Source organism: Rhodococcus sp. IEGM 1351 (assembly GCF_030056875.1).
Classification (GTDB): domain Bacteria; phylum Actinomycetota; class Actinomycetes; order Mycobacteriales; family Mycobacteriaceae; genus Rhodococcus_F; species Rhodococcus_F opacus.
Genome location: NZ_JASHKU010000031.1, coordinates 49,807 through 72,516, shown reverse-complemented (window position 1 = coordinate 72,516; position 22,710 = coordinate 49,807). Strand labels below are relative to the sequence as shown.

The 22,710-nt window shown below is 66.9% G+C and carries 21 protein-coding genes and 5 pseudogenes; 16 read left to right on the top strand and 10 right to left on the bottom strand.

From position 1 onward, the window contains the following. Positions 1 to 77 precede the first annotated feature (77 nt). The 4 genes from QM806_RS35545 to QM806_RS35530 all read left to right on the top strand — a co-directional run bounded on the left by QM806_RS35545 (position 78) and on the right by QM806_RS35530 (position 3,079). Positions 78 to 1,805 carry a SulP family inorganic anion transporter gene (locus QM806_RS35545; RefSeq protein ID WP_283294470.1) on the top strand — a complete coding sequence of 576 codons (1,728 nt, stop codon included), beginning with the start codon at positions 78 to 80 and terminating at the stop codon, positions 1,803 to 1,805. Then, positions 1,802 to 2,224, top strand: a complete 423-nt coding sequence (locus QM806_RS35540) for a DUF5313 family protein (RefSeq protein ID WP_120661843.1) — start codon at positions 1,802 to 1,804, stop codon at positions 2,222 to 2,224. Before QM806_RS35545 ends, QM806_RS35540 begins: the two co-directional genes overlap by 4 nt. A gap of 257 nt (positions 2,225 to 2,481) precedes the next feature. Further along, a complete protein-coding gene (locus tag QM806_RS35535) occupies positions 2,482 to 2,670 on the top strand; it encodes a hypothetical protein (protein ID WP_054248299.1) in 189 nt (62 codons plus the stop codon). A 151-nt stretch (positions 2,671 to 2,821) separates the two neighbouring features. Then, entirely contained in the window at positions 2,822 to 3,079 is a 258-nt protein-coding gene (locus QM806_RS35530; RefSeq protein ID WP_005568784.1) for a hypothetical protein, read from the top strand. Positions 3,080 to 4,209: 1,130 nt separating this feature from the next. On the opposite strand, the gene QM806_RS35525 is transcribed toward QM806_RS35530, so the two are convergent. Together QM806_RS35525 and QM806_RS35520 are read right to left on the bottom strand one after the other, a co-directional pair. Beyond that, complete coding sequence (locus tag QM806_RS35525) at positions 4,210 to 4,368, bottom strand: hypothetical protein (RefSeq protein WP_166680743.1); 159 nt, start codon at positions 4,366 to 4,368, stop codon at positions 4,210 to 4,212. A gap of 66 nt (positions 4,369 to 4,434) precedes the next feature. Then, positions 4,435 to 4,599 carry a hypothetical protein gene (locus QM806_RS35520; RefSeq protein ID WP_283294466.1) on the bottom strand — a complete coding sequence of 55 codons (165 nt, stop codon included), beginning with the start codon at positions 4,597 to 4,599 and terminating at the stop codon, positions 4,435 to 4,437. Positions 4,600 to 4,906: 307 nt separating this feature from the next. On the opposite strand from QM806_RS35520, the gene QM806_RS35515 reads away from it, so the two are divergent. From QM806_RS35515 to QM806_RS35505, 3 genes are all read left to right on the top strand, one after another. Further along, positions 4,907 to 5,677, top strand: a complete 771-nt coding sequence (locus tag QM806_RS35515; protein WP_283294465.1) for a helix-turn-helix domain-containing protein — start codon at positions 4,907 to 4,909, stop codon at positions 5,675 to 5,677. A gap of 258 nt (positions 5,678 to 5,935) precedes the next feature. Beyond that, positions 5,936 to 6,376 (top strand): RES domain-containing protein, encoded by a 441-nt coding sequence (locus QM806_RS35510; RefSeq protein ID WP_283294463.1) that lies wholly within the window; start codon positions 5,936 to 5,938, stop codon positions 6,374 to 6,376. A gap of 326 nt (positions 6,377 to 6,702) precedes the next feature. After that, positions 6,703 to 7,110, top strand: a complete 408-nt coding sequence (locus tag QM806_RS35505) for a YciI family protein (RefSeq protein ID WP_283294461.1) — start codon at positions 6,703 to 6,705, stop codon at positions 7,108 to 7,110. Between the two features lie 111 nt (positions 7,111 to 7,221). On the opposite strand, the gene QM806_RS35500 is transcribed toward QM806_RS35505, so the two are convergent. Together QM806_RS35500 and QM806_RS35495 are read right to left on the bottom strand one after the other, a co-directional pair. Next, on the bottom strand, positions 7,222 to 7,923 hold the full coding sequence (locus QM806_RS35500) for a hypothetical protein (protein WP_283294460.1): 702 nt from the start codon (positions 7,921 to 7,923) through the stop codon (positions 7,222 to 7,224). 252 nt (positions 7,924 to 8,175) lie between these two features. Further along, positions 8,176 to 9,159: pseudogene (locus QM806_RS35495) on the bottom strand (Lsr2 family DNA-binding protein); the annotation flags it as partial. A gap of 203 nt (positions 9,160 to 9,362) precedes the next feature. On the opposite strand from QM806_RS35495, the pseudogene QM806_RS35490 reads away from it, so the two are divergent. The 7 genes and pseudogenes from QM806_RS35490 to istB form a co-directional block, all read left to right on the top strand. Further along, a pseudogene (locus QM806_RS35490) lies at positions 9,363 to 9,803 on the top strand (IS21 family transposase); the annotation flags it as partial. Positions 9,804 to 9,980: 177 nt separating this feature from the next. Beyond that, positions 9,981 to 10,526: pseudogene (locus QM806_RS41935) on the top strand (site-specific integrase); the annotation flags it as partial. Between the two features lie 56 nt (positions 10,527 to 10,582). Beyond that, positions 10,583 to 11,161 (top strand): tyrosine-type recombinase/integrase, encoded by a 579-nt coding sequence (locus QM806_RS35485; protein ID WP_283294459.1) that lies wholly within the window; start codon positions 10,583 to 10,585, stop codon positions 11,159 to 11,161. Further along, on the top strand, positions 11,158 to 12,108 hold the full coding sequence (locus QM806_RS35480; RefSeq protein ID WP_283294458.1) for a tyrosine-type recombinase/integrase: 951 nt from the start codon (positions 11,158 to 11,160) through the stop codon (positions 12,106 to 12,108). The genes QM806_RS35485 and QM806_RS35480 overlap by 4 nt, the downstream gene beginning before the upstream one ends. Next, positions 12,105 to 13,100: a tyrosine-type recombinase/integrase gene (locus QM806_RS35475; RefSeq protein WP_283294457.1), complete on the top strand. Its 996-nt coding sequence runs from the start codon at positions 12,105 to 12,107 to the stop codon at positions 13,098 to 13,100. Before QM806_RS35480 ends, QM806_RS35475 begins: the two co-directional genes overlap by 4 nt. 92 nt (positions 13,101 to 13,192) lie before the next feature. After that, a pseudogene (locus QM806_RS35470) lies at positions 13,193 to 14,296 on the top strand (IS21/IS408/IS1162 family transposase); the annotation flags it as partial. A gap of 66 nt (positions 14,297 to 14,362) precedes the next feature. After that, a complete protein-coding gene (istB, locus tag QM806_RS35465) occupies positions 14,363 to 15,127 on the top strand; it encodes an IS21-like element helper ATPase IstB (RefSeq protein ID WP_283294456.1) in 765 nt (254 codons plus the stop codon). A 99-nt stretch (positions 15,128 to 15,226) separates the two neighbouring features. On the opposite strand, the pseudogene QM806_RS41930 reads toward istB, so the two are convergent. From QM806_RS41930 to QM806_RS35440, 5 genes and pseudogenes are all read right to left on the bottom strand, one after another. After that, positions 15,227 to 15,385: pseudogene (locus tag QM806_RS41930) on the bottom strand (Lsr2 family DNA-binding protein); the annotation flags it as partial. 531 nt (positions 15,386 to 15,916) lie between these two features. Beyond that, positions 15,917 to 16,276: a hypothetical protein gene (locus tag QM806_RS35455; protein WP_283294455.1), complete on the bottom strand. Its 360-nt coding sequence runs from the start codon at positions 16,274 to 16,276 to the stop codon at positions 15,917 to 15,919. Positions 16,277 to 16,579: 303 nt separating this feature from the next. Next, positions 16,580 to 17,137 (bottom strand): hypothetical protein, encoded by a 558-nt coding sequence (locus QM806_RS35450; RefSeq protein ID WP_283294454.1) that lies wholly within the window; start codon positions 17,135 to 17,137, stop codon positions 16,580 to 16,582. A 975-nt stretch (positions 17,138 to 18,112) separates the two neighbouring features. After that, the gene (locus QM806_RS35445; protein WP_283294453.1) at positions 18,113 to 18,274 is read right to left on the bottom strand and encodes a hypothetical protein; all 162 of its coding nucleotides are present in this window, start codon (positions 18,272 to 18,274) and stop codon (positions 18,113 to 18,115) included. A 319-nt stretch (positions 18,275 to 18,593) separates the two neighbouring features. After that, positions 18,594 to 18,995, bottom strand: coding sequence for a hypothetical protein (locus tag QM806_RS35440; RefSeq protein WP_283294452.1), 402 nt, complete (start codon positions 18,993 to 18,995; stop codon positions 18,594 to 18,596). Positions 18,996 to 19,804: 809 nt separating this feature from the next. On the opposite strand from QM806_RS35440, the gene QM806_RS35435 reads away from it, so the two are divergent. After that, a complete protein-coding gene (locus QM806_RS35435) occupies positions 19,805 to 20,140 on the top strand; it encodes a hypothetical protein (RefSeq protein ID WP_283294450.1) in 336 nt (111 codons plus the stop codon). A 374-nt stretch (positions 20,141 to 20,514) separates the two neighbouring features. Beyond that, complete coding sequence (locus QM806_RS35430; RefSeq protein WP_283294448.1) at positions 20,515 to 20,664, top strand: hypothetical protein; 150 nt, start codon at positions 20,515 to 20,517, stop codon at positions 20,662 to 20,664. 515 nt (positions 20,665 to 21,179) lie between these two features. Here QM806_RS35430 and QM806_RS35425 read toward each other — a convergent pair. After that, the gene (locus QM806_RS35425; protein WP_283294447.1) at positions 21,180 to 21,800 is read right to left on the bottom strand and encodes an FHA domain-containing protein; all 621 of its coding nucleotides are present in this window, start codon (positions 21,798 to 21,800) and stop codon (positions 21,180 to 21,182) included. Positions 21,801 to 22,710: the final 910 nt, after the last annotated feature.

Genomic DNA, 22,710 nt, shown 5'->3' with positions numbered 1-22,710 from the left:
TTTCCATGATGGTTACTTGCTAACATTAGCAATTATAGAACAGATGGCCCGCTGGCCGTCATTACCGAGGAACGTCGATGACCGAACCAACCCCGACCGGCCCGGCCGACGGGGCCGAGAGCGCCCTCGTGCGGGCGGCGGCCGCGCTGCTGCCGCGCTGGGGTGAGTGGACACCCGCGTCTGGTGCCCCGGGCGCGGACCTGCTCGCCGGGCTGATCGTCGCGCTGGTGGCGCTGCCGCTGGCGTTGGGGTTCGGGATCAGTTCGGGTCTCGGCGCCGCCGCCGGCCTGACGACGGCGGTCATTGCCGGGGCGGTGGCGGCCGTGTTCGGCGGGTCCCGGTTCCAGGTGTCGGGCCCGACCGGTGCGATGACCGTGGTGTTGGTGCCAATCGTCGGGCAGTACGGGCCGACCGGGGTGCTCGCGGTCGGGCTGATCGCCGGCCTGGTGCTGGTCGTTCTGGCGTTCGCCGGTGTGGGCCGGGCCGTGCGCTACATGCCGGCGCCGGTGATCGAGGGGTTCACCGCCGGGATCGCCGTGGTGATCGCCCTGCAACAGTTTCCCGCCGCGTTGGGAATCGCCGACGCCGCCGGGGAGAAGGTGTGGCAGAGCGCCGCCGACGCCGTCCACCAGTTCGCCCAGAAGCCCTCGCTACTGACTCCGGCGACCGCACTGGCGGTGGCCGTGGTCATTCTCGTCGGCGGCCGCTACCTCCCGAGGATCCCGTTCTCCCTGATCGCGGTCGCCGCCGCCACCCTGATCGCGCAACTCTTTCACCTCGACATCGCCCGGATCGGCGCCATTCCGGCCGGGTTCGCCGCGCCGACCCTGAGTTTTCTGCACGTCGGTGAGCTGACCTCGCTGATCGCCCCGGCACTCGCGGTCGCCGCGCTGGCGGCACTCGAGTCGCTGCTGTCGGCGACCGCCGCCGACTCGATGGCGGTGGGAGCCCGCCACAACCCGGACCGGGAACTGTTCGGGCAGGGGCTGGCGAACATCGCCGCCCCCCTGTTCGGTGGTGTGCCGGCCACCGGGGCGATCGCCCGCACCGCGGTCAACGTGCGCTCCGGTGCCCGCACCCGGCTCGCCGCCCTCACTCACGCGGTGATCCTGGCGGCGATCGTGTATCTGGCGGCGGGGCTCGTCGCGCAGATTCCGCTCGCCGCCCTGGCGGGGGTGCTGCTGGCGACCACGGTGCGGATGGTCGAGACCGCTTCGATCCTGGCCATCACCCGCGCCACCCGCGCCGACACGATCGTCATGGTCGCCACCTTCCTGGTGACCGTCGTCTTCGACCTGGTCACCGCGGTCGCCGTCGGGGTCGGGTTCGCCGCGGTCCTCGCGCTCCGCGCGGTCGCCAAGTCCGCCCGCATCGAACAGGTCCCGCTCGACACCGACGACCACCTCGCCGAGGAACATGACCTGCTCCGCGAGCACATCGTCGCGTACCGGATCGACGGCGCCCTGTTCTTCGCCGCCGCGCACCGGTTCCTGCTCGAACTCGCCGACGTCTCGGACGTGAAGGTGGTGATCCTGCGGATGTCGCGGATCACCACGATCGACGCCACCGGTGCGATCGTCCTCAAGGACGTCATCACCAAACTCGAGCACCGGCACATCACCGTCCTGATCTCCGGAGCCAAACCCGAGCATCTCCGGCCGCTCGAGGCCCTTGGGGTGTTCACCACCACCGACAGCGAACAGCGCCACCTCTTCGACACCACCCCGCGCGCCATCGCCTACGCCCGCATGCTCGTCCTACCCGAACACCACTACACCTCCACCATGAACGAGGACCGACCATGACCGAGAACACCGCAGACAACACCACCCGCACACCCACCGCCACAACACCCGAACCCACTGCGCGGCAACGCCTCGGCTACGTCCTGGGCAGAACCCTGCCCACCCAGCTGCACCCCTGGGTCATCGCGGACACCACCGGCCCCGGCGCCACCCGCCGCTACGCCACCCGCTGCCTCATCCCGCTGATCCCGATCCTCGCCGGGCTCCTACTCATCCCCGGCCCCTGGATCATCCGCACCAGCATGGTGCTGCTGCTGTTCCTGCCGTTCGTGTACTTCCTCCTCGCCCTGAAGAACATCTACCTCCGCCACCGCCTGGTCAGCCACGGCCTCGACCCCCGCCGCCTCAACGCCACCAAACAACGCCGACTCGACCAGGAGCAGGCCTCCTACGAATCCCGCTACCGATCCGCCCCCTGATCCCGCAACACCCCGGTGCAGCCCAGAACCCGGGGTGACACCCGTTCACTACCAACCAATTAATTGCTAATATTCGTAAGTAGAAAAAATGGAAGTGACGGTGAACTGGGATGAGGTCATGCGCCTCCCGGATCGAGCAACGGGGAACCGGGGCTCGGCGAAACCACCCAGGCTGGGCCGGCGCGCATGCGGTGGTGGCACCCCATCCGTCCGGCAATGTGCCCGATCACCGGCCACGCCCGCGAGGAAGGATCGTCATGCCACATTTCCGATACGTCGGCACCCACGAAAGAATCCATCTCGGCGCCGCGACCCGGATGATCAACTACGGCGACATCGTCGCGGCCCGAACCAATCCCGACCCGCGCTACTTCGAACTGGTGGAACCGGACCAGATCACGCAACGGTTGAGCCGCCGAACAGCGGGAGCGCCGGAACGCGAATAAGTCCGCACACATGCCCCTCGAGCCGATGGCTTCCGCGCATTCCCATGCCCGACCCCCGTCCTCCCGGCGCGTCGACGTCGGAACCCACCCATTTCTGCCGACATCGCCAACCGCAGAAACCAGCCACCAACCCCACAGAAGCCAGGACCCGATGACAACCCGCACCATCCACGCCACCGACCTGCAGTGGCACACACTCGCCCTCTGGATCCTCGAGTGGGAAGACGTCGACAACCCCGAACCGACCCTGAGCGAGTGGAGCACCGAACTCGCCGCCGCCGCCACCGGGATCGACCGCCGAATCAGCTGGAACCCCACCCAGAACACCGCCACCGCCCCCGAGGACGTCGACCTGCCCCAGATCGAACACACACTCCGCGGCGCCGTACGCCGCCTCGCCCGCGGCTAACCCGCGCTTAACCCAGGGGCGAACAGACCGGCCCTCCCAGCGTGCCCCGTCGAGGCGACCCTGTGAGCGGCAACCCAGTCAGCACACTCGACGTCATTGGCGCGCCGCACCGTCGCACACCGTCTGGGGTGCGAACTCGTGTCGGCCATTCCCCGAAAGCGCTGCGAGCCAATACAAATACCCCGTTGGTGGTTACAGCCCGCGAGATAGGGCACCATCGCCGGCGAGAGCCGACCGGGTCCAGCACGGTTGCACCGATACGAGACCCGCCGCGCCGCGTCTGTTCCTGCATCAATACCCGCTACTGAGGTGACGGCGCCTACTGGTCACCTCCACCACCCCCGCCTGCGATGCGGGACAACGATGTCGTCGAAAGCCGTAGTGTCGTCGGCTTCCCACCGGCGACGGCCCTCCGCGAGGATGCGCGCGGTACGGCGACGCTCACGACGCAGATCACGAGCATGACCCTCACCGTCGTGGCACAGCGAACACGAGCAAATCCCGGTGCCCGTGTACGCGAAAACCCAGAAGCACTTCGTCGCCAGCAACCAGGCCCGACCTCCCTGAAACCGCTCAGGGAGGTCGCAGACGTCATGGCAGTCAACGTGCCACGGTTCAACAGAAAGTTTGCCACTACGAAGACGAACCCAAACAGGAGAATGTGCATCGGTACGGGACAAAGCGGTGCCTTCCAGCGCTCATGCGCCCCGGCCCGCTACCCCCGAATGAGGACGGACCGGGGCGGCGATAGGAGCACCGCATCCCTCGCCCGCCGAAGCGGGCGTCGCCATCCACAAGAACTCATACCGCCCATTCTGACACCCACCTACGACAGACCCAAGCAGGCCGCACCCACCCGCCATCGCGGCACAGCACCAGCAGCCTCCGCCTCAGGCTGCACCCAATCCATGCGGGGCATGCTGGGTGTTGTTGCGGCGCCGATGGGGATCATCGTCTCCGCGATCGCCCGTTCCCCATGTTCGCGTACCTGTGAACTGCCAACACGGCCAACGCCTTTCCGGCCGAAATCCGAGCTAACCCATACCACCCACCGCCGTCCCCGGCCCACAAGTGAACTGCATCGCGACCGCCACAGATCTGGTGCTCCATCGCCTCAGCCACGTCCGATCTCACGGTGATCGTTCGACACTGTTCAGCTCATCGAGAACCTCATCAACCGCGGTCGTCGGGATGCGGAAGTCTTCACCCTGCGACACGCGGAGACAGTCGCGTACGTGGGCGAGCATGGCGAGTTCACGCTCGAGGTCTGCTGCGGTTCGATCACCCACCGTCTCATCCTGCCCTGAAGTGGGCGGACATCAGCGCGAGCCGCTCGACACACACCAGAGGCACCGTCAGTGCGGCGCAGCATCCTGGTCACGGGGAGGGATGTGGCGTTCGAGCAACTCCGCTTCGATGGTGACCTCCACGGTGCCGAACAGGGGATCACCCTCCATGGCGGCACGGGCGACAGCCCAACCGAGACGTTTGATGAGGTCGACATACAGCGGATCCGTCATGACTGACAAGTCTGCTGCACACCCGCACCACCATCCTCATCCGTGCGCCCGCGCGTTCCCGCATGGGTGATGCGAACTCGGCGGTTCTCATCGGATCAACTGCAGGTATGTGCCGGTGAAGTGACCTCCCCATGGACAGCTGCCAAGCCTTCCCATGGACAGCTGCCAGGCTGTCCTTCCTGCACAGCTGCCGCGCCGGCAACGTCCAGCCGGTACCCCGGCGTTCACTGGGTGCCCGTCCTCCAACATGTCCGCACTTCCCGCGTATCCCGCATTACCCGTACAATGAGGTCGGAGGAGGTACACCATGCCCGGGACACGTCGACGCACACCGCACACCACCCCCTACGTGCGGGCACCACGCCACCTCGCCGGCCGCCGCCACCTCGCCGGCCGCCGCCACCTCGCCGGCCGCCGCCACCGCGCCGGCGGCTGGAAGGTGACCGTCGCCGAGGACGGCGGCGCCCTCGCGTGGTCACGGGTCACCGAACTCACCATCACCACCCCGGCACCGCGGTCACCAGCCCGCATCGTCCAGAGCAAGGTGGAGGCACTCGAGATCGCCGCGCAGATCCTGCGGGAAGAGCAGTCCGCCCCGACCGGTTCCTTGCCGGTGTCCGCTCCCGGCCGTCACCTCGCGAGCGTCCCCGACGACGAATGGGGACCGGCCCCGACCCCGGCGCGGACCGCGACGCTGGAGGAGGAGAACCTGCAGTTGCAGGTCGATCAGCGGCGCGAGCAACTCGCCGCCTCGTTCACCCGCACCCAGGTCGCGGACATCCTCGGCGTCTCCCGGCAGACGGTGTCCGACATGGCCGCCGACGGGCGGCTCATCGGACTCAAGGACGGGCGGGAGTGGCGGTTCCCGACCTGGCAGTTCACCCCCGACCGGGCCGATCCGGTCCTGCCCGACCTCGACCGCCTCACCCGCGCGTTCCCCGGCGGTGAAGTCAGCCTCTCGCGGTGGATGAGCCGCCCCAACACCACCTTCGCCGGCCGCACCCCCGCCCAGGAAATGGCCCGCGACAGCGACCACGTCATCACCGTCGCGATCGGCCTGACCGCCGCCGGATGGTAAAGCCCCTCCCCGCCCCGAGGCGGCCCCTCCCGTCGGTGGATCACCGCTGGACCTGGACACCCACCGACCCCACCACTACGCCGTGGTTTCGGATCTACCACCGGGATCGGTTCACCCCGAACGGGATCACCTTCCGCCGGTTCGGGCCGCTGGCCCGCTTCGACCACCACACCCCCAGCCCACCAGCAATGGACCCCGACGGGCGCGCAGTGCTCTACCTGGCTGTGGACCTCGCCACCAGTGCCTGCGAGGTATTCGGTGAGGCCGGGGTCGCCGCCCTGTGCCCGCACTGGCGGATCACCCAGGTCCGCCCGGTCCGCGACATCGTCACCTACGACCTCACCACCCCCGGGGCCGCGCTGGCGATCGGGGCGCTGCCCGCCCCTCGCCGCCGGCAACGAACACCGCGGCCTCACCCAACAATGGGCGAGGGCGATCTTCGAAGACCAACCGGCCGCAACGAAAGTCGACGGCATCCGATACCGCACCGCCTACAACGACGACCACGCCCTCGCGCTCTGGGACTGCGACAACGCCATCACCGTCGCCCACGATCGCGCCGGGCAACCGTTGGACCTCCCCCTGACCCACCCCCGCATCCAGCCGCGGCTCCTCGCTGCCCTGATCCCCCGCCACATCACCGTCACCAACATCGACGAAACCCACTGCCCAAACTGCCAACGCGCCGCCGCGCCCTAACCACGGGCAAGCACGGCACCCGGCAGCATCGCATCGCCACGACGGCGCACGCAGGTCGACGGCTTCAGGGAGAGTTCCATGACCGCGCGCGGCGGTGCGAGATCGAGGTCGTCGCAGATGCCCGCGTCGGCGCAACGTCGTGCCCCTAGGTGCAGATCTCGATGAGATCGAGGGGTTGAGGTGTTGAGGGTTGCTCTGTGTGTTGGGCGGCGTCGAATTGGAGTCCCTCGAGAAATTCCTTGGCGGCGATGTCGAGAATCCGGCACGGGCTCCGTCCCTGCACTGAACGCGACCACAATGGGCCGCACCACCACCGAGGAGAAACCATGGCCAAGTATCTGCTGCTCAAGCACTACCGCGGCGCTCCGACCCCGGTCAACGACGTCCCGATGGACCAGTGGAGCCCGGAGGAGATCTCCGCCCACATCCAGTACATGCAGGACTTCGCCGACCGCCTCGAACGCACCGGCGAGTTCGTCGACGGGCAAGCGCTCTCCCCCGACGGACTGTTCGTCCGCTACGACGGCGAAGGCCGCGCACCGGTCACCGACGGCCCCTTCCCCGAAACCAAGGACCTCATCGCCGGCTGGATGATCATCGACGTCCACACTCACCAGCGGGCACTCGAGCTGGCCGGCGAGCTGTCGGCCGCCCCCGGAGCCGGCGGGAAACCCATCCACGAATGGCTCGAGGTACGCCCGTTCGTGACCGAACCGCCCACCATCACCGAATAGCCCCTAAAGGCGAACGAGGCACGCCCCGGCCCGACATGGGTGCTCGCCTTCGTCTGCCGGCGCGGAGACGACCTCGGCGGGCGGTCGAGGAAGCCGATGAGTCAGGCGCTATCACCCGGTGCCGGTACCTGCGGCCGGAGCCGGGACCCGGGTCAGCACCCGAGCCAACGCCACGGTGGCCGTCAGCACGGCGGCCACCACCGTGACGACGCACACGAACGTCGCAGGGACGGTGGAATACCCGAACATCCCAGCGGCGCCCACACCCGCGGCCGTCGCCGCCAACGCACCCACCGGAAGCAACACCGCCAGCATCCGCACAGTTCCCGCGCGCCGGTCATCACCCGCCGCAGCCAACACCCACCACACACCCAGCAATGCGCACCCGTACGCCAGCACCGCGCTGCCGGCGTAGAGGCCCAGCACCGAAGCCCATTCCACGGCGATGCCCACGGTGGCCGTGAACACGGCATACAGCAATACCAGCATCGGCGACAACCCCAGGGTGATACCGCCGAGGGCGGCGGCGACGGTCCGGCCGAGCAGGAAGGTGCGCCGACGGCGGCGGTCGTCCGCGCTCGCCGCGTCCTGCATCATCCGCCACCCGGACAGCCACAGGACCATCCCGCAACCGGCACCGGCCACCGCGGCGCCGACGAGCACGATCACCGCAACAATCCCTGGATCAGTCAGCGCCGGCTGGAACGACGTCGCCACCGTATACGGCCGCGATGTAAACGCGGCGAATACCGTCACCGCCACCAGCCCGACGACCAAACCCACAACCCCGAAGATCCCGCTCTGTCTCCCCACCCGCCCATCGTGTCACCGAAAGGTGCTCAGATACCGGCAACCATGGCCACCGGCGGTTCCCCAACGCATATGCGACCCTCCCGATCCACTCCGGGCGGAAATCGTCAAATCAGGTTCACCGAGATACCACGCGCCCATCCCAGGCACCGCTGCGACGGCGGACAACCGCCCACCGCCGAGGATCATGATCCCCACAGGCTCATAGCCTTCGCGGCACAATGGCCACGCTGCGCATCAGGACATTGCCGCAACTCACGCGACCGATGTCACGGCCTGAGCATCATGGAAGGCTCGCACGATTTCCACCGAGATCCGGCCGCGGGACGACACCTCATGTCCCGCCCCGATCGCCCACTCACGAATCTCCCTCGACGACTTCTTCGCCGGAGCCTTACTTGCCGCTTCCCTCTTCGCCGGAGCCTTCGCCGCGACCGTCTTCTTCACGGCCGTTTTCTCCGAAGTTGCCTTTGTCGCGACTGTTTTCTTCCCGGCCTTCTTTGTTGCGGCCGTCGTCGTGGCGACTGTCTTCTTCGCCGTGGCCTTGCTCGCGGCTGCCCTCTTGACCGGACCCGCCGCAGCCGCCTTCTTGGCAGCTATCTTCTTTGCGGCCGTCTTCCTTACCGGCGTCGGTTTGACCTGCGCCTTCTTCGCCTGAGCCTCGTGGAAGGCTTGCTCGATCTCGGCCGGAATCCTTCCGCGGGAGGACACCTCGCGGCCGTCCGCGATCGCCCAGGCACGAATCTCCTTGTTCGTCGACTTCGCCGGGGCTTTACTCTCCACTGCCTTTTTCACCGGCACCTTCGCCGCGACCTGCTTCTTCACGGCCGACTTCCCGGTCGGCTTCTCGGCAGCCGCCTTCGCCGCGCCCATCTTTTTCCCCGCCGGAGCTTTGCTCGCCGCTGTCGCCTTGACCGGAGCCGCCGCGGCGGTCTTCTTGGCAGCTGTGTTCTTCGCTGCCGTCTTCCTTACCGGCGCCGCTTTGACCTGAGTCTTCTTCGCCTGAGCGTCATGGAAGGCTCGCTCGATCCCGGCCGGAATCCTCCCGCGGGAAGACACCTCCGAACCCTCCCCGATCGCCCACTCACGAATCTCCTTGGTCGTTTTCTGCGCTGAAGCCTTGCGCGCCGACGCACTCTTCGCTGGAGCCTTTTCCCCGATTACCTTCTTCACGGGCCGCTTCTTCGCAACCGCCGTCTCCGCAACGATCTTCTTCGCAGCCGTCTTCTTTGGCGGCGCCGGTTTGACCTGTGTCAGCGGTCATGTAATTCCCCAGATTGAGGGGTTTCCGTCACGTAATTCCCCACCCCGCCGTCACGTAATTCCCCACCCCTGGGGCGTGTCGGCCGGGGGTTCGGGTGCTGCTGCAGGTTCGCTCCTGACTGGGTCACCGACAACGGGGCCCGGGAAGGGGCCTGACGGTGGCGAGGAGAACGTGGACGATGATCGATCTGATGGAGTTGTTCCGGCATTGGCATGCCGGCCGGTCCCAGGTGCAGATCGCGGAGGCCCTGGATATCGACCGAAAAACCATCCGGAAATATCTGGCTCCCGCCGTGGCGGCCGGGTTGACACCGGGCGAGGGAGGGACGTTCGACGAGCCGCTCTGGTGGGAGCTGATCACCGGATGGTTCCCGGAGGTCGGCGACCCGGCGGCGCGGGCGGTGACATGGCCGGCGATCGCCGCGCACCACGACTGGATCGACGGGCAGCTGACCGCGTCGGTGACGGTAGCGACGATTGCGCAACGCCTGCGCGACGACCACGGCGTCGCGGTGTCGGAATCGACCGTACGACGGTATGTGGCAGCACAATTCGCCGAGAAGGTGGCGGAGTCGAAGGTGACGGTGGCCCGTGGCGCGGTCCCGCCTGGCGACGAGGCCTTATGCGGAGTTCCGCATAAGGCCTCCTATGAGGAGTCCGAGAATATGCGGCGTCCGCCCGGTCGCGTCGACGCGGGCCTGGTCAGGCGTCGGCATTGAGCGGATCGAATCCGCATAGTCACGGCGCGCTGCGGCGGGCAGGCTTCGCCTCTCAGGAAGTTTCGAGAGGAGTTAACGATGGCTATGACAGGTCCGCTGGCGCCGTGGGCGCCGGGGATGGCGGAGTGGTTGACGAGGCTGGGTTACACGCCCCGGGTGGTTGAGCGGCATCTGCAGCTGGCCGGCGGGTTGAGCAAGTTCCTGCACCGGCGCGGCCTGACCGCGAGCGACCTGAGTCAGGAGTTGATCGAACAATTCGCTGCCGCGCGTCGAGCGAAGAACCGCTCGCGGCGGCCGACGGCGAGATCGTTGTCCTGGCTCGTTGACTACCTGAGCGACATCGGCGTGGCTGCCGCGCCGGCTGCTCTGCCGGTGCGGTCTGAGCAGCAGGTGTTGATCGAGCGTTACCGGGACTACCTCACGGTGGAGCGCGGTCTGGTGCCGGACACGGCAGCCAACTACGTGCCGGTCGTGACGCTGTTCCTGGCAGCCCACCCGGTCCGCGAACTGCACGAGCTGAGTGCTGCCGACGTGAGCGAATTCATGACCTCGCAGTGCCGGCAGGTCAGCACCCGAGGAGCCGAACGCCTCGCTACCGGGCTGCGGTCGTTCCTTGGCTTCGCCCTGGTCGAGGGGTTGATCAGCGTGTCGCTGGTGGGCGCGGTCCCGTCGGTGGCGCGGTGGAGCGGCGCCACGCTGCCCCGCGGCCTGACCTCGACGCAGGTCGCGGCGTTGCTGTCCAGCTGCGACCGGCGGCGCCCGCTCGGGGGCGCGACTACGCGATCTTGCTGCTGCTCGTGCGGCTCGGGCTACGCGCCGCCGAGGTGTCCGGGCTTCGCCTGGACGACATCGACTGGCGGACCGGCGAGATCGTCGTGCGCGGCAAGGGCCGCACCGAGGAACGCCTGCCGCTGCCGCCGGACGTGGGAGCGGCCATCGCCGCATACCTGCGCCGGGGGCGCCCGCGCCGGCCCGAGCGTGAAGTGTTCCTCCGCGCGTGCGCCCCGCTCCGTGGGCTGACCCCGGACGGGGTGAGCGAGGTAGCGCGGGCCGCGAGCGAACGTGCCGGGCTGGGCAGCTTCGGTTCTCACCGCCTTCGCCACACGGCCGGGACGCAGCTGCTGCAGGCGGGCGCCTCGCTTCCCGAGGTGGCGGAAGTGTTGCGCCACAGCACCATCGCGACCACGGCGATCTACGCCAAGGTTGATCATCTGGCTCTGCGCGACCTCGCCACGCCCTGGCCGGGTGGTGCCCGATGACCGACTATCGCAGCGCGGCGGCGGACTACCTGGCCACCCGCCGCGCCATGGGCTACAAACTCGCCTACCAAGGCCAGATGCTCGCACAGTTCGTGGCCTACCTGGACACCGTCGGCGCCGAGCACCTGACGATCAACCATGCTGTGGACTGGGCCAAGCAACCATCGAGTGCGAGGCGCACGTGGTGGGCAGTCAGGCTGAGCACCGTCCGAGCCTTCGCCCGCTACCTCAGCGCGTTTGATCCGGCCACCGAGATTCCCCCTGCTGGTCTGATCCCCGCGCCCAGTCACCGGGTCGTGCCCTACATCTACACCGAAGACGACATCGCCGAGCTCCTCACGGCGGCAGGTCGCCTGCCTACCGTGCATCGCGCGGACACCTATCAGACCCTGATCGGGCTCGTCGCCGTCACCGGCATCAGAGAGGGTGAGGCGGTCCGCCTCGATCGCGACGATGTGGACCTCCAGCAGGGGCTGCTGACCATCCGCAACAGCAAGTACGGCAAGTCCCGCCAAATCCCGGTGCACCCGAGCACCGTCGAGGCGCTCGCCGGCTACGCCCACCGCCGCGACGCACGACGATACCGCCACGACGGACGACAGCATCACCACCCACCAAGCAGCGCAAGCTTTTTCACCTCCACAACAGGAACAAGGCTGCTGCGCGACAACGTCAGCACCGTGTTCCCGCGCCTGGTGCGCGAGTCAGGGCTGGCCGGTTCTGGCCATCATCGACCTCCCCGGTTGCACGACCTGCGACACAGCTTCGCCGTGAACACCCTGATCCGCTGGTACCGGCAAGGCCTGGACGTCGAGCAACGGCTGCCGCTGCTGTCCACCTACCTGGGCCACGTCGCGCCGAAGTCCACCTACTGGTACATGACGGCGGTCCCCGAGTTGCTCGAACTCATCGCCGACCGGCTCGACGCGATCGAGGGGCAGCCATGAGCACGCTCGCCCCACTGCTGCAGGCGTTCTTCACCGAACACTTGATCGGTCAGCGCGATGCCAGCCCGCATACCGTGGCCTCCTATCGCGACGCGATCTGCCTCCTGCTGCGGTTCGCGCAGCGCCGAACCGGCAAAGCGCCGCACCAGTTGGACATCGACGATCTCGACGCACCGCTGATCGGCGCGTTCCTGAGCCACCTGCAGACCGAACGCGGCGCCAGCGTCCGCACCCGCAATGCCAGACTCACCGCCGTTCGGTCGCTGTTCCGTTTCGCCGCCTACCGCCACCCCGAATCCGCCGCCGTGATCCAACGCGTGCTTGCGATCCCGCCCAAACGCACCAACCGGGCCCTGATCACCTACCTCACCGGCGACGAGATGCAAGCGCTACTCGCGGCGCCGGACCGCTCGACGAGGATCGGGCGACGTGATCACGCACTGTTGCTGCTCGCCCTCGAAACCGGGCTGCGGGTCAGCGAACTCACCGCTCTGACCTGCGACGCTGTCCATCTCGGCGCAGGCGCACACGTGCGCTGCCTCGGCAAAGGCCGCAAGGAGCGGATCACGCCACTGCGCCGGCAGACCCGACTGCTACTGCAAGCCTGGCTAATCGAGCGAGCCGGGGCGCCCGACGATCCATTGTTCCCAGGCCCCTCCGGCAGACCGCTCAGCCGCGACGCAATCCGGCGCCTCGTCGACCGTCACGTCGCGGCCGCTGCAGCGTCCTCCTGCCCATCGCTGACAGGAAAGACAGTCAGCCCCCACACCCTGCGGCACAGCTGCGCCATGACCCTCCGACGGCACGGCGTCGATGCCGCCACTATCGCCCTCTGGCTCGGACACGAAGACATCCGCACCACCTACAGCGTCTATATGCACGCCGACCTCGACCTCAAAGAGAAGGCGCTCGCCCGGACCGCCCCGCCAGGCACGCCAACAGGGCGCTACCGCCCACCCGATGCGCTCCTCGCCTTCCTCGAAAGCCTCTGAATATGCGGACTCAAACCAATGTCAGATCCCCGCCGACCAGGCCCGCGTCGACGCGACCGGGCGGACGCCGCATATTCTCGGGCTCCCCATAGGAGGCCCAGGTCGACTACGGCAAGCTCGGCATGTGGCGCAACCCGGCCACCGACCGGCGGGTGGCGGTGTGGGCGTTCGCGATTATCCTGTCCTGCTCACGGATGCTGTTCGTGCAGCCGGTGCTGCGGATGGACCAGAGTTCGTGGTGCGCCTCGCACGTGGCGGCGTTCGAGTTCTACGGCGGCACGCCGGCCCGGATCGTGTGCGACAACCTCAAAACCGGGGTCGACCGGCCTGACCTGTACGACCCGAAGATCAACCGCGCCTATGCCGAACTCGCCGCCTACTACCGGGTGTTGATCGACCCCGCCCGCGCCGGAAAACCAAAGGATAAACCCAGGATCGAGCGCCCGATGCCCTATATCCGCGACTCGTACTTCAAGGGCCGCGAGTTCACCTCACTGGCGCAGATGCAGGACGCCGCCCTGGCCTGGTGCACCGACGTCTACGGGCTCCACAATCACCGTGGTCTCGACGGTGCGCAACCCGCGGCGGTGTTCGACGCCATCGAAAGGCGCACTCTCACAGCACTTCCTCCGAAACCGTTCGAGCTGGTCCTCTATCAGGTCGGGAAGGTCGCCCCGGACTGTCACGTCAAGGCCGGCAAGGCCCTGTATTCGGTGCCCTGGCGGCTGATCGGCCAGCAGGTGCTGGTCCGCACCTGCGGCGACGTGGTGCAGATCTTCCACACCGAGCAGGTGGCCGCCACGCATGTGCTGCACCTGTCGGGGCGGTCGACGAACCCCGAGCACTACCCGCCGCACAAGATCGCCTACACGCTGCAGACCGTGGTCTGGTGTCGGGCGCAGGCCGAGCAGATCGGCCCGGCCGCGGTCGCCGTGGTCGCCGAGTTGTCGCAGGTCAACGCGCTGCACCGGCTGCGGGCGATCCAGGGCATCGTCCGGCTGCGGGACCGCTACGACGACGCCCGCCTGGACGCGGCCTGCGCCCGCGCCCTCGAGGTCGGTGACCCCAGCTACCGCACCGTCAAGGGCATCCTCGCCGCCGGCACCGAACACGACGGACAGCCCGCACCGGCCCCCACGCCGGCGCCGGCGTTCCTGCGCGGACCCGACGCCTTCGACACCGAACGCACCGCCTGAATTGTTGAACGCTGCACCGACGCATGCTGCACACCAATTACTTTCATCAGACCACTAGGAATCGTCATGACCATTCACGACCCCAGCCTGCGGGCTGCGCTGAAGACGTTGAAGTTGACCGGGATGCTCGACACGCTCGACGCCCGGCTCGCTCAGACCCGGGACGGGCAGCTCGGACACCTCGAGTTCCTGCAAGTGCTGTGTGAGGATGAGATCGCCCGCCGGGAAACCGCGGCGCTGGCCCGTCGGCTGCGACGAGCGCGGTTCGAGCAACCGGCCACGTTCGAGGACTTCGATTTCACCGCGAATCCGAAACTTCCGGCGGCGATGCTGCGGGAGCTGGCCGCCCTGCGCTGGCTCGATGCCGGCGAGTCGGTGATCCTCTACGGTCCCGTTGGAGTAGGCAAAACCCATGTGGCACAAGCGCTTGGGCATCACGTCGCCCGCCGCGGCGGGGACGTGCGGTTCGTCAAGTGCTCCCGCATGCTCGCCGATCTCGCCGGCGGCCATGCCGACCGCACCATCGGTCAGCGGATGCGCGAATACACCCGGCCGCTGGTGTTGATTATCGATGATTTTGCGATGCGTGAGCACACCACCACCCAGTCCGACGACCTCTACGATCTGGTCTCCGATCGCGCCATCGCCGGCAAACCCCTGATCCTGACGAGCAACCGCGCCCCGAAGGACTGGTACCCGCTGTTCCCGAACCCGGTCGTCGCCGAGTCGCTCCTCGACCGGCTCATCAACACCAGCCATCAAACCCTGATGGACGGACCGTCCTACCGACCCCGCAAACGACCCGGACACCGCCCCACCGCCGCAACCTGACCCGCACCCCGCCCGCTCGGGTTACCCTCGACTCAGCACGCCCGAGCATGGGGAATTACGTGACGGACACCCCTGGGGAATTACGTGACGGTCGACAACCTGTGCCTCCTTCGCTTGAGCGGCATCGAATGCTTGCCCGATCTCGGCCGAAATCCGGCCGCGGGAAGACACCTCCATTCCCTCCCCGATCGCCCACTCACGAATCTCTTTCGTCGTCTTTTGCGCCGAACCTGCAGAACCCCTCGGTGATACCGCCATACTTTTCTCCCTATTCGCCGGGCAATCGTCGATCGCACACAGTAGCGGCATTTCGGCCCTCTCACCGCCAGCAGATCGAAACGGCAAGTAATCACACGCGGGCCGCCCTGATTCCCGAGGACCCGTGCCATCACCCTTGTCGTCCAGCACAAACATACAGAGCACCATCTGTCGACGGTGCCGACTCCAGCAGGACCACTGCGGCCAAGAAGGCCAGGAACTCCTTCCGCCGCGAGAATGACGAATGCGAATATTCCTGCACTGCATCCAATTACAACGACCAGCGGTCAGCCCAGCGGGACCTTCGCACATGCACCGAAGACCACGAGACTGCCATGACACGAAACGCAGCTCAAAAACGAACAGCGGCGGGAAAGTGTCGAGCCCGCAACCACGGCCGGGAGGAAAGCGAAAGGGCCACACCGGCGACCCCATTCTCGCAATAGACCGCCGATCCCAACACCAGTTACGACACTGCCTCATGGCGCGGGATGCGCATCCAACCGTCCCTGACCGTTCTCGAGGACGGGGCTACGGAAGTCGGGCGCTGCCCGCACCCACGTATTTCAGGTGGTGGACCTCGTCGAGGACCTTGACCACCTCGTCGCAGGTACCCGGGTCGGTCAGCACGTCGTGGGATTCGGCGATGGTGAGTGCGGCCGAGTCGAGGGCTCCGCGGTCGAGCAGCATCAGGGCAAGTTCGGCGGGGTTGTTACGGCAGCGGTAGATCACCCCGTCGGTGTGCGGATCGGCGCCCAGGATCTGATGGCAGGTGGTGCGGGACCAGGCGTAGGCGCCGCGGTCACAGCCCACCAGGGTCCCCGACAGGTTCAGTGATCGGAGATCGCCGTCCAGCAGCGAGGTGACCGTGATGTCGCGGCCGAGGACCATCCAGGTGTGTCTTGCCGGCGAACCGCTTGCGGCGCACGATCCCGGACCGTGGGATGGGGATGTCGCGGAGGATGCCTTCCGCGACGGCAGCGGCGTGTGACAGTGCCACTATAGGTAGCCGCCGTGGGAGTCGTCGATCGGCTCGAACCGCCCTCACAGCGGGTCACCGAGTGCGCGAATGCCGCTGCTGTTGAACGCGTTCGGCGGGTAGGGGATCCGGTCCCGAGATCCGGTGCAGTGCGGTGCCCGCCGGGATCACCCGGGTCTGCGGGGGCCGGCCGTTGTAGCGCTCAGTCACCGGGGTCAGTCCATGCCCATCTGCTCGGCCGCCACCATCAGCTCCACCTCGGCCTCCGTCAGCATGTGCGCGGTCAGGCGGTCCACCGGCCGCTGGTCACCGATCAGTGGGTTCTCGGTGAACCACCAGTCCAGGGTTCCCCACGGGTCGAGGTCGCATTCCATGAGCCGGTTCGCGTGCTCAGCGACGGGGCGGATTTGTTTGCGCTCGCGGTCGAACTGGAACAGCGGATACCGGTACTGGTTGCCGACCTTCAGGCCGAGGAGTTGATGAGCTTTCCGCTTGGCGTTGGCCAGGGCCCGATTCACATTCCCGGACGGGGAGAGGATCTCGGAGACCTCGGTCGAGGAGATCGTGTCGCCCGACAGGGAGAGTGGGGACGCGTAGGTGAGGTTGCCGGTCGCGGTCTCCAATTCGACCTGTCCATGCGGATCGGTTCCTACGGTGACGGTCGGGGCCGGACCGGCGAGACCGGATGCGGACCGCGGCGCACGGTCACCCGGGCGCTCCCGCACAGGCGCCCCGGCGGCCCGCCCACCGCCGATCCTCGACTCCGACGCCACAAGCTGACACCGCTCTATTTTGTCTGACGCTCGAGGGTAGGACATTTCAGCCCCGCAGGCGATGTTCTCCACCTGCCTCGAGAACGAGAATTGTACTTGTTCAGGAAATCGAATAACCCTCAGGCGGAGCGTTATTGGACACAATGCGAGAGAGGAGGTCATCATGTATACGTGGATTTTCACCGGATTCCTCAATGGGGTCAGCGGCGGATTGATTCCGCAGGTGTGGGGACCAATCTGATCCGGCATCAGCACATAGACCAAACACTATGTGCGACTAGGAATGCCGGAGGGACAACGAAGGAATTTTCATCACACTCCCCTGCGGCCGGATGGGCGGCCCGAATCGGCGCGCCAGCGACCGATCGGGTCGCCGACCATCCACACGGGGGCGGCGCGGTGTGAACCGTGCCGGACTTCCTGCCGTTCCATCCTGATTCCGGCTCCGGTTGGAGAGTCGGGTGTTGAGGGTTGTGGTCCGCCTCGACGCGTCCAGCGGGTTTATCCGAGGCCCGCCGGGATCACCCGCATATCCAACCAGTCGCCCCACTCGATTGGCGCGCACTCGGCGACAGTGAACCTGACTGTCGAAGAGAACCCGCCGGGGCCACCCCAGGTGAGCACACCCAGGCCACGTTCTGCCCGTGCTCTCTGGCGTACCCGGTCGAGGCGGTCGGTGATGCTCTTCCGCACCGCGTGCGGGCCGCACTGCCGGACTCACCGACGACCGTCTACGCGGGCGTCATTCTCCGGCGGATGCGGGCTTGCCGATGGTACCGGCCCCGAGGGCGGCGGCGAACGACCGCACCACCGCATTGCGCGCCTACTGTCACTTGGTCAGCGCCTTCACCAGTGCGAGCTCAGCTGCTCGACATCCGACGGCGTTGCCGTGGTGGTAGCGGTGTTGTGAGGTCGGGAGTGCCGTTGCAGGCGATATCCGCGACGGCCAGCGTGGTCGGCGCCCCCTCTGCGCGATCAGCGCCACGACGAACCGTGCCCGTCCAGCACACGGTGACCGTCATCGAACGCGCGCGGCGACAGCACGACCACCACCTCCTCCACCGTGACCAGACCTCGGATGATCCGGTCCACAGGGTCCCAGGTGACCGGCATCGGCGCCGGCGGCGTCGAGATCACCGATGGTGTGGTCCGGGGTCGGCACCGGCAGCCCATCGACGACATGCCAGTCTGCCCGCGACCGCGAACCCCGCTGCACGATCACCTCGGGCAGCGACAGCCGGATTCGGCGGTCGCGGTCAGCTCAACGACATCGGCATCCAGATCCCCAGCCCGTACACCCCCGCCGGCGGTGTGGTGCGAGAACATCCCGGTTGGCACCAGCCGATCCAACGACTCGGGCCCGGCGGCGGCCGACAACCGTCCTCCGGACCCACATCGGGGGCCGGGAGAGCTCCATCCTCCGACTGAACCCGGGAACCTCCTGCACCCGTTCGGTCTAGGGTCCGGGCGTCCACCCCTGGCCCTGGACACACAGGATCGAGATGCCGTCCGGCGTTTGGGAAGCCTGGTCGGTCGTGGGGTCGCATGGTTCCCCAATGTTGTGGACACCGACAATGTCGGCGGTGACCCAGACACCGTCCGGGTAGTAGTCGCGGGAGTAGACGCAGACGATATCCTCGCCGGTGGTCACGTCGACTCCGACCCGATTACCTGAGCATCGCTGACCCGCTGTTCCAGGAATGGGTTCGGGCTGACTCGCACCGGTGGCGTACGCGATCGTTGCTCCGCCGCTGACGGTGGCGGTTGGAGCGGCCGAGGCGATGCCGGCCCCGAAGGCGATGACCGGCGCGATGACGGCCGAGGCAACGGCCGCCCCACGCAAAGTTCTGTTGTTCATTGTGCTCACTTACCAATTTTCTGATCGGCCAGGCTCAGCACCGAGCGCGGCGGTGGAATTTGTTGTGGTGACGTGTTCGCGGGCATCCGGTCGGAAGGTTGGCATTCCCGCTCCGTACACCATCCTGATCCCTGGCACCCGCGGACACTATCCTCGCCAGGGTGGAAACTCGTCACACCGGATGAGTTTCCGACCGTGATCGACCTCTCGGGCCGACCGATCGAGGAACCCGAGCAGCCCGTGGCGTGCCCGGCGCCCCTTGCGACGCCATGACCGAGAGCGGTCAGCTCGAGGCTCTCGTCGCCGGCGTCGGCGAAATCAGGCACGGCGCCGGGCAGGAGTGTGCCCGCCAAATAGGGCCCGAGGGCGGCGGGCGAAGACAGCCGGACCGAGACACTCTGGGGTGAGGTCATTCGCGCAGGCGGCAGCGGCCGGCCATCGACGTGCGGGACGGCGCACACGATCACGACCTGTTCCCTGGCGAGCCGTCCGGGAAGGCGGCCTCACCAGGACACGCCGATGTCCTCAATCGCTGCAGCCGGATGTGCACCGCCCGCATTGGATACCTCAATGGGACCCCTTCCGCTCACGGCATGGCGATCAACATCGCGTCGATATTCGAGCGAACACACCCGCGAAACCACTCGCCGGGACTCAATCAACACCGATGTTCAGGTGTGACGGCTTCCCACCCGAGAGCTGATGTTTCAGCACGTCGCAGGGATGACGATTGTCCGTACCACACGGAGATTCTCCACGGATCCCGGAATCAGCGGAAGCAGATGCCGCCTACAGATAAAGGAAAGACCATGAACAAGAACATCATCAGAGTGGCCATCGCTTCTGTCGCGGTGGGGCCCGTGATCGTCCTCGGATCAGGTGTAGCAGCCGCCGCTCCGACGCTGGAGCCGGATGGGCGACCGGCGGTCGTCGGGACGGTCCTCCGGACTGATGGTCTGCCGATGGAAGGCTGGACCTGCACGGTATTTCAGCGCCTCACCGTCGGGATGGTGTCCGACCCGGGCGTGAACACCCATCACGGCAAAATCGTCAATCCACTGTTTGGCGCCTGGGCTGCGGGCCCGGTGAACGGTGCCTGCATGGGAACCGGAGGGGTAGCGTTTCCATCCGGAATGGCCGGGTGACGACCTCAATAGACCTGGTCGCGATTTGCCCACTGTCGGTGCGTCACAGCACGGGATGGTGGTCGGCGCCGTCGGCAACACCTTGTGTACGCCCTCGGTGGCGCCACCAAGCCAGCTCACGCCGAATCCACCGTCCTGGCAGTAGCGCCGCGCACCATGCAAATGGGCACCGATGTAGCGGTCGTCGACGTGGCGGTCGTCGACCGTTGCGCCGATCGCACGCCAGCAGGCACCGGCGATCACAGCGGCCGGAAACGATCTGGGTCGTCGGCGGGGGACCCGGGACAGGGCTGGGCTCTCTCGATAGGCTGCCCGTCGCAGTTCTGCGGCGGCGGTTTCTGGTGCCTACACTCGCGGCGGACTAGGACTGTGGCGTGGTGCACGCGGATCCCGCGCTCGAGCGCCTGCTCGGCCACGACGAGGGCGGGTTGGTCGGCCGATCGGTGACCGAGATCGTCGATTCGGAGTCCTCGCCGAGGATGCCGATGCGTTGGGGGCCGCTGCACGATTGCGCGGCATGCTAGTACTTGCCCCCGCGGAAGAGTTCCATGGTGCGGGCGGCGAACAGCGGATCGGTGCTGGTCCGGCAGGACGATCCCCTCCTCTTCGCCTGCTTCCAGCACATGACTGAACAGCTGTGGAGCCGAGGGTGGGCGCCGGCTTCACCTGATCCGCAAGGTCTGTGCCCTATGGTGAAACAGAGTGCGCGCCTGGCCGGAGGAACGATAAGCCGCGCCAAAAATCCTGTTAAGCAATGAGTGTCTGGTCTTTCCGATGACTGAAGAGTCTTCAATTAGATTCGGATTACACTTTCCCCCACGGTTTTCAAAGCTCTCCCTGCGGCGGCAACGTCGCGCGACTCATCGGATGATCGATGGAGCTTGGATCGGCACCACAGCAGGATGGTTGGTCGGCCGGTCGAATCACTGCCATAACGGCAGGCATCTCGTTCGGGCTGCGGAAAGCACCCGGTGCACCGACTTCGCGGCGGCCCGGGAAGGATCGGGTCGAGACCACGGCTGAGAGATTTGTCCCGGATTCACAGATCGCTGGCGGTGATGATGCCGCTGTGCCGGGCGCGGGCGACGAGTTGCATGCGCTTCTGATTATTCGGCAAATCCTCGAGACCGAACTTCGAGAAGAGCACGCGGAGATGACATTTGATCGTGTCGACCGTCAAGAAGAGGTGATCGGCGATCTCCTGATTCGAGGCGGGATGGGCATAGGCTGCGTCGTTCTTGTACGGCCGGCACAACTCCACCAGGACCGCGAATTGCGCCGGAGTCAGAGCGGCTCGGGTGGGCAGGGCGTCGGCGGTGCCGGTCATCTCCCCGCTGGCCGCAATGAAGGTGCGGAAAGTCAGTGACGAGGAACCGATTCGGATGACGTCACCGGCGTGGAGTCGTCGGCGCCCACTGAGGCGATCGCCGTTGACGAAGGTGCCGTTGCGGGAAAGTCCGTCATCGGTCACCGTCCAATAGGATCCGATCCATTCGATAGTGGCGTGCAGCCGCGACACGTTCGGATCTGATGGCAACGCGATATCGGCCTTCTCCGAGCGGCCCACGGTGATCCGTGGTAAGTCCACGGACAACACGAATTCGCGGGTGCCGTATCCGCCATCGAGATAGCAGAGAGTCGGTTCGCTCAGTGCGTTCATCGCCGTCCTCCGCACAATTTTCGGGCACACGACCTTCGGTCGGACGCTTCGCCCTGTTGCCAGTCTAATTCCGCAGGTCGGCGCGGCACCATGGTCGACGGTGCGGTTCCCCTCTGGCACCGGCGTGCCGCATCCGACGAGGGGTGAGAAGGCTCCACCCGGCGGGTGATGATTCGCCCGCGGCCAGCACATCACACTGAAAGTCGACCACTTCGACCCGAGAAGATGCCATGCCTCGAACCCATCACCACACCCACCACGTCCGCCAGGAACTCGGTGCGCGTCGGGTATTGCCCCAGCGCGCAGCACCGGCGCAGACTGAAAGTACCGAACGCGCACCCGAGGGGGTGGGGCAGATGCCCCGACCTACCCGCTGGCGGCGGGCGGTCATGGTGATGTCCACCCTTGTGGTCGTCGGCGCTCTCGGGTTTTTCGGGTTCCTCTCAGGGCCCCCGCTTGCGGTCGCGGCGCCACAGTCGGTGGCCACCGATGTTGTGCGGCAACAACCCGTCGCGCCGTGGCCGACGATGCCCCAGCTTCCTCTCCCAGGGTTGGGAGAGAGTCTCGACCCGACACCGTACCCCGCTGCCGACGATCAACCGCCGCTCTGTGTGCCCCCGGACTGTTCGCCGGCTCCAGACGGTGTCGCTCCCTGGACGCCACCCCAGCAGGAACCGTGGACCCCACCGGAACAGGAACCATGGACCCCACCCGAGCAAGAACCCTGGACCCCACCGGAACAGGAACCATGGACCCCACCCGAGCAAGAACCATGGACCCCACCCGAGCAAGAACCCTGGACGCCTCCGGAGGAAATCATTCCGGACGAGGTCCCGGGTGGGGGCGGCTGCTATCCGGCCGGCACACACTGCGAGCGCGACATCGACATTCCACCGATATCCGGCGGCGA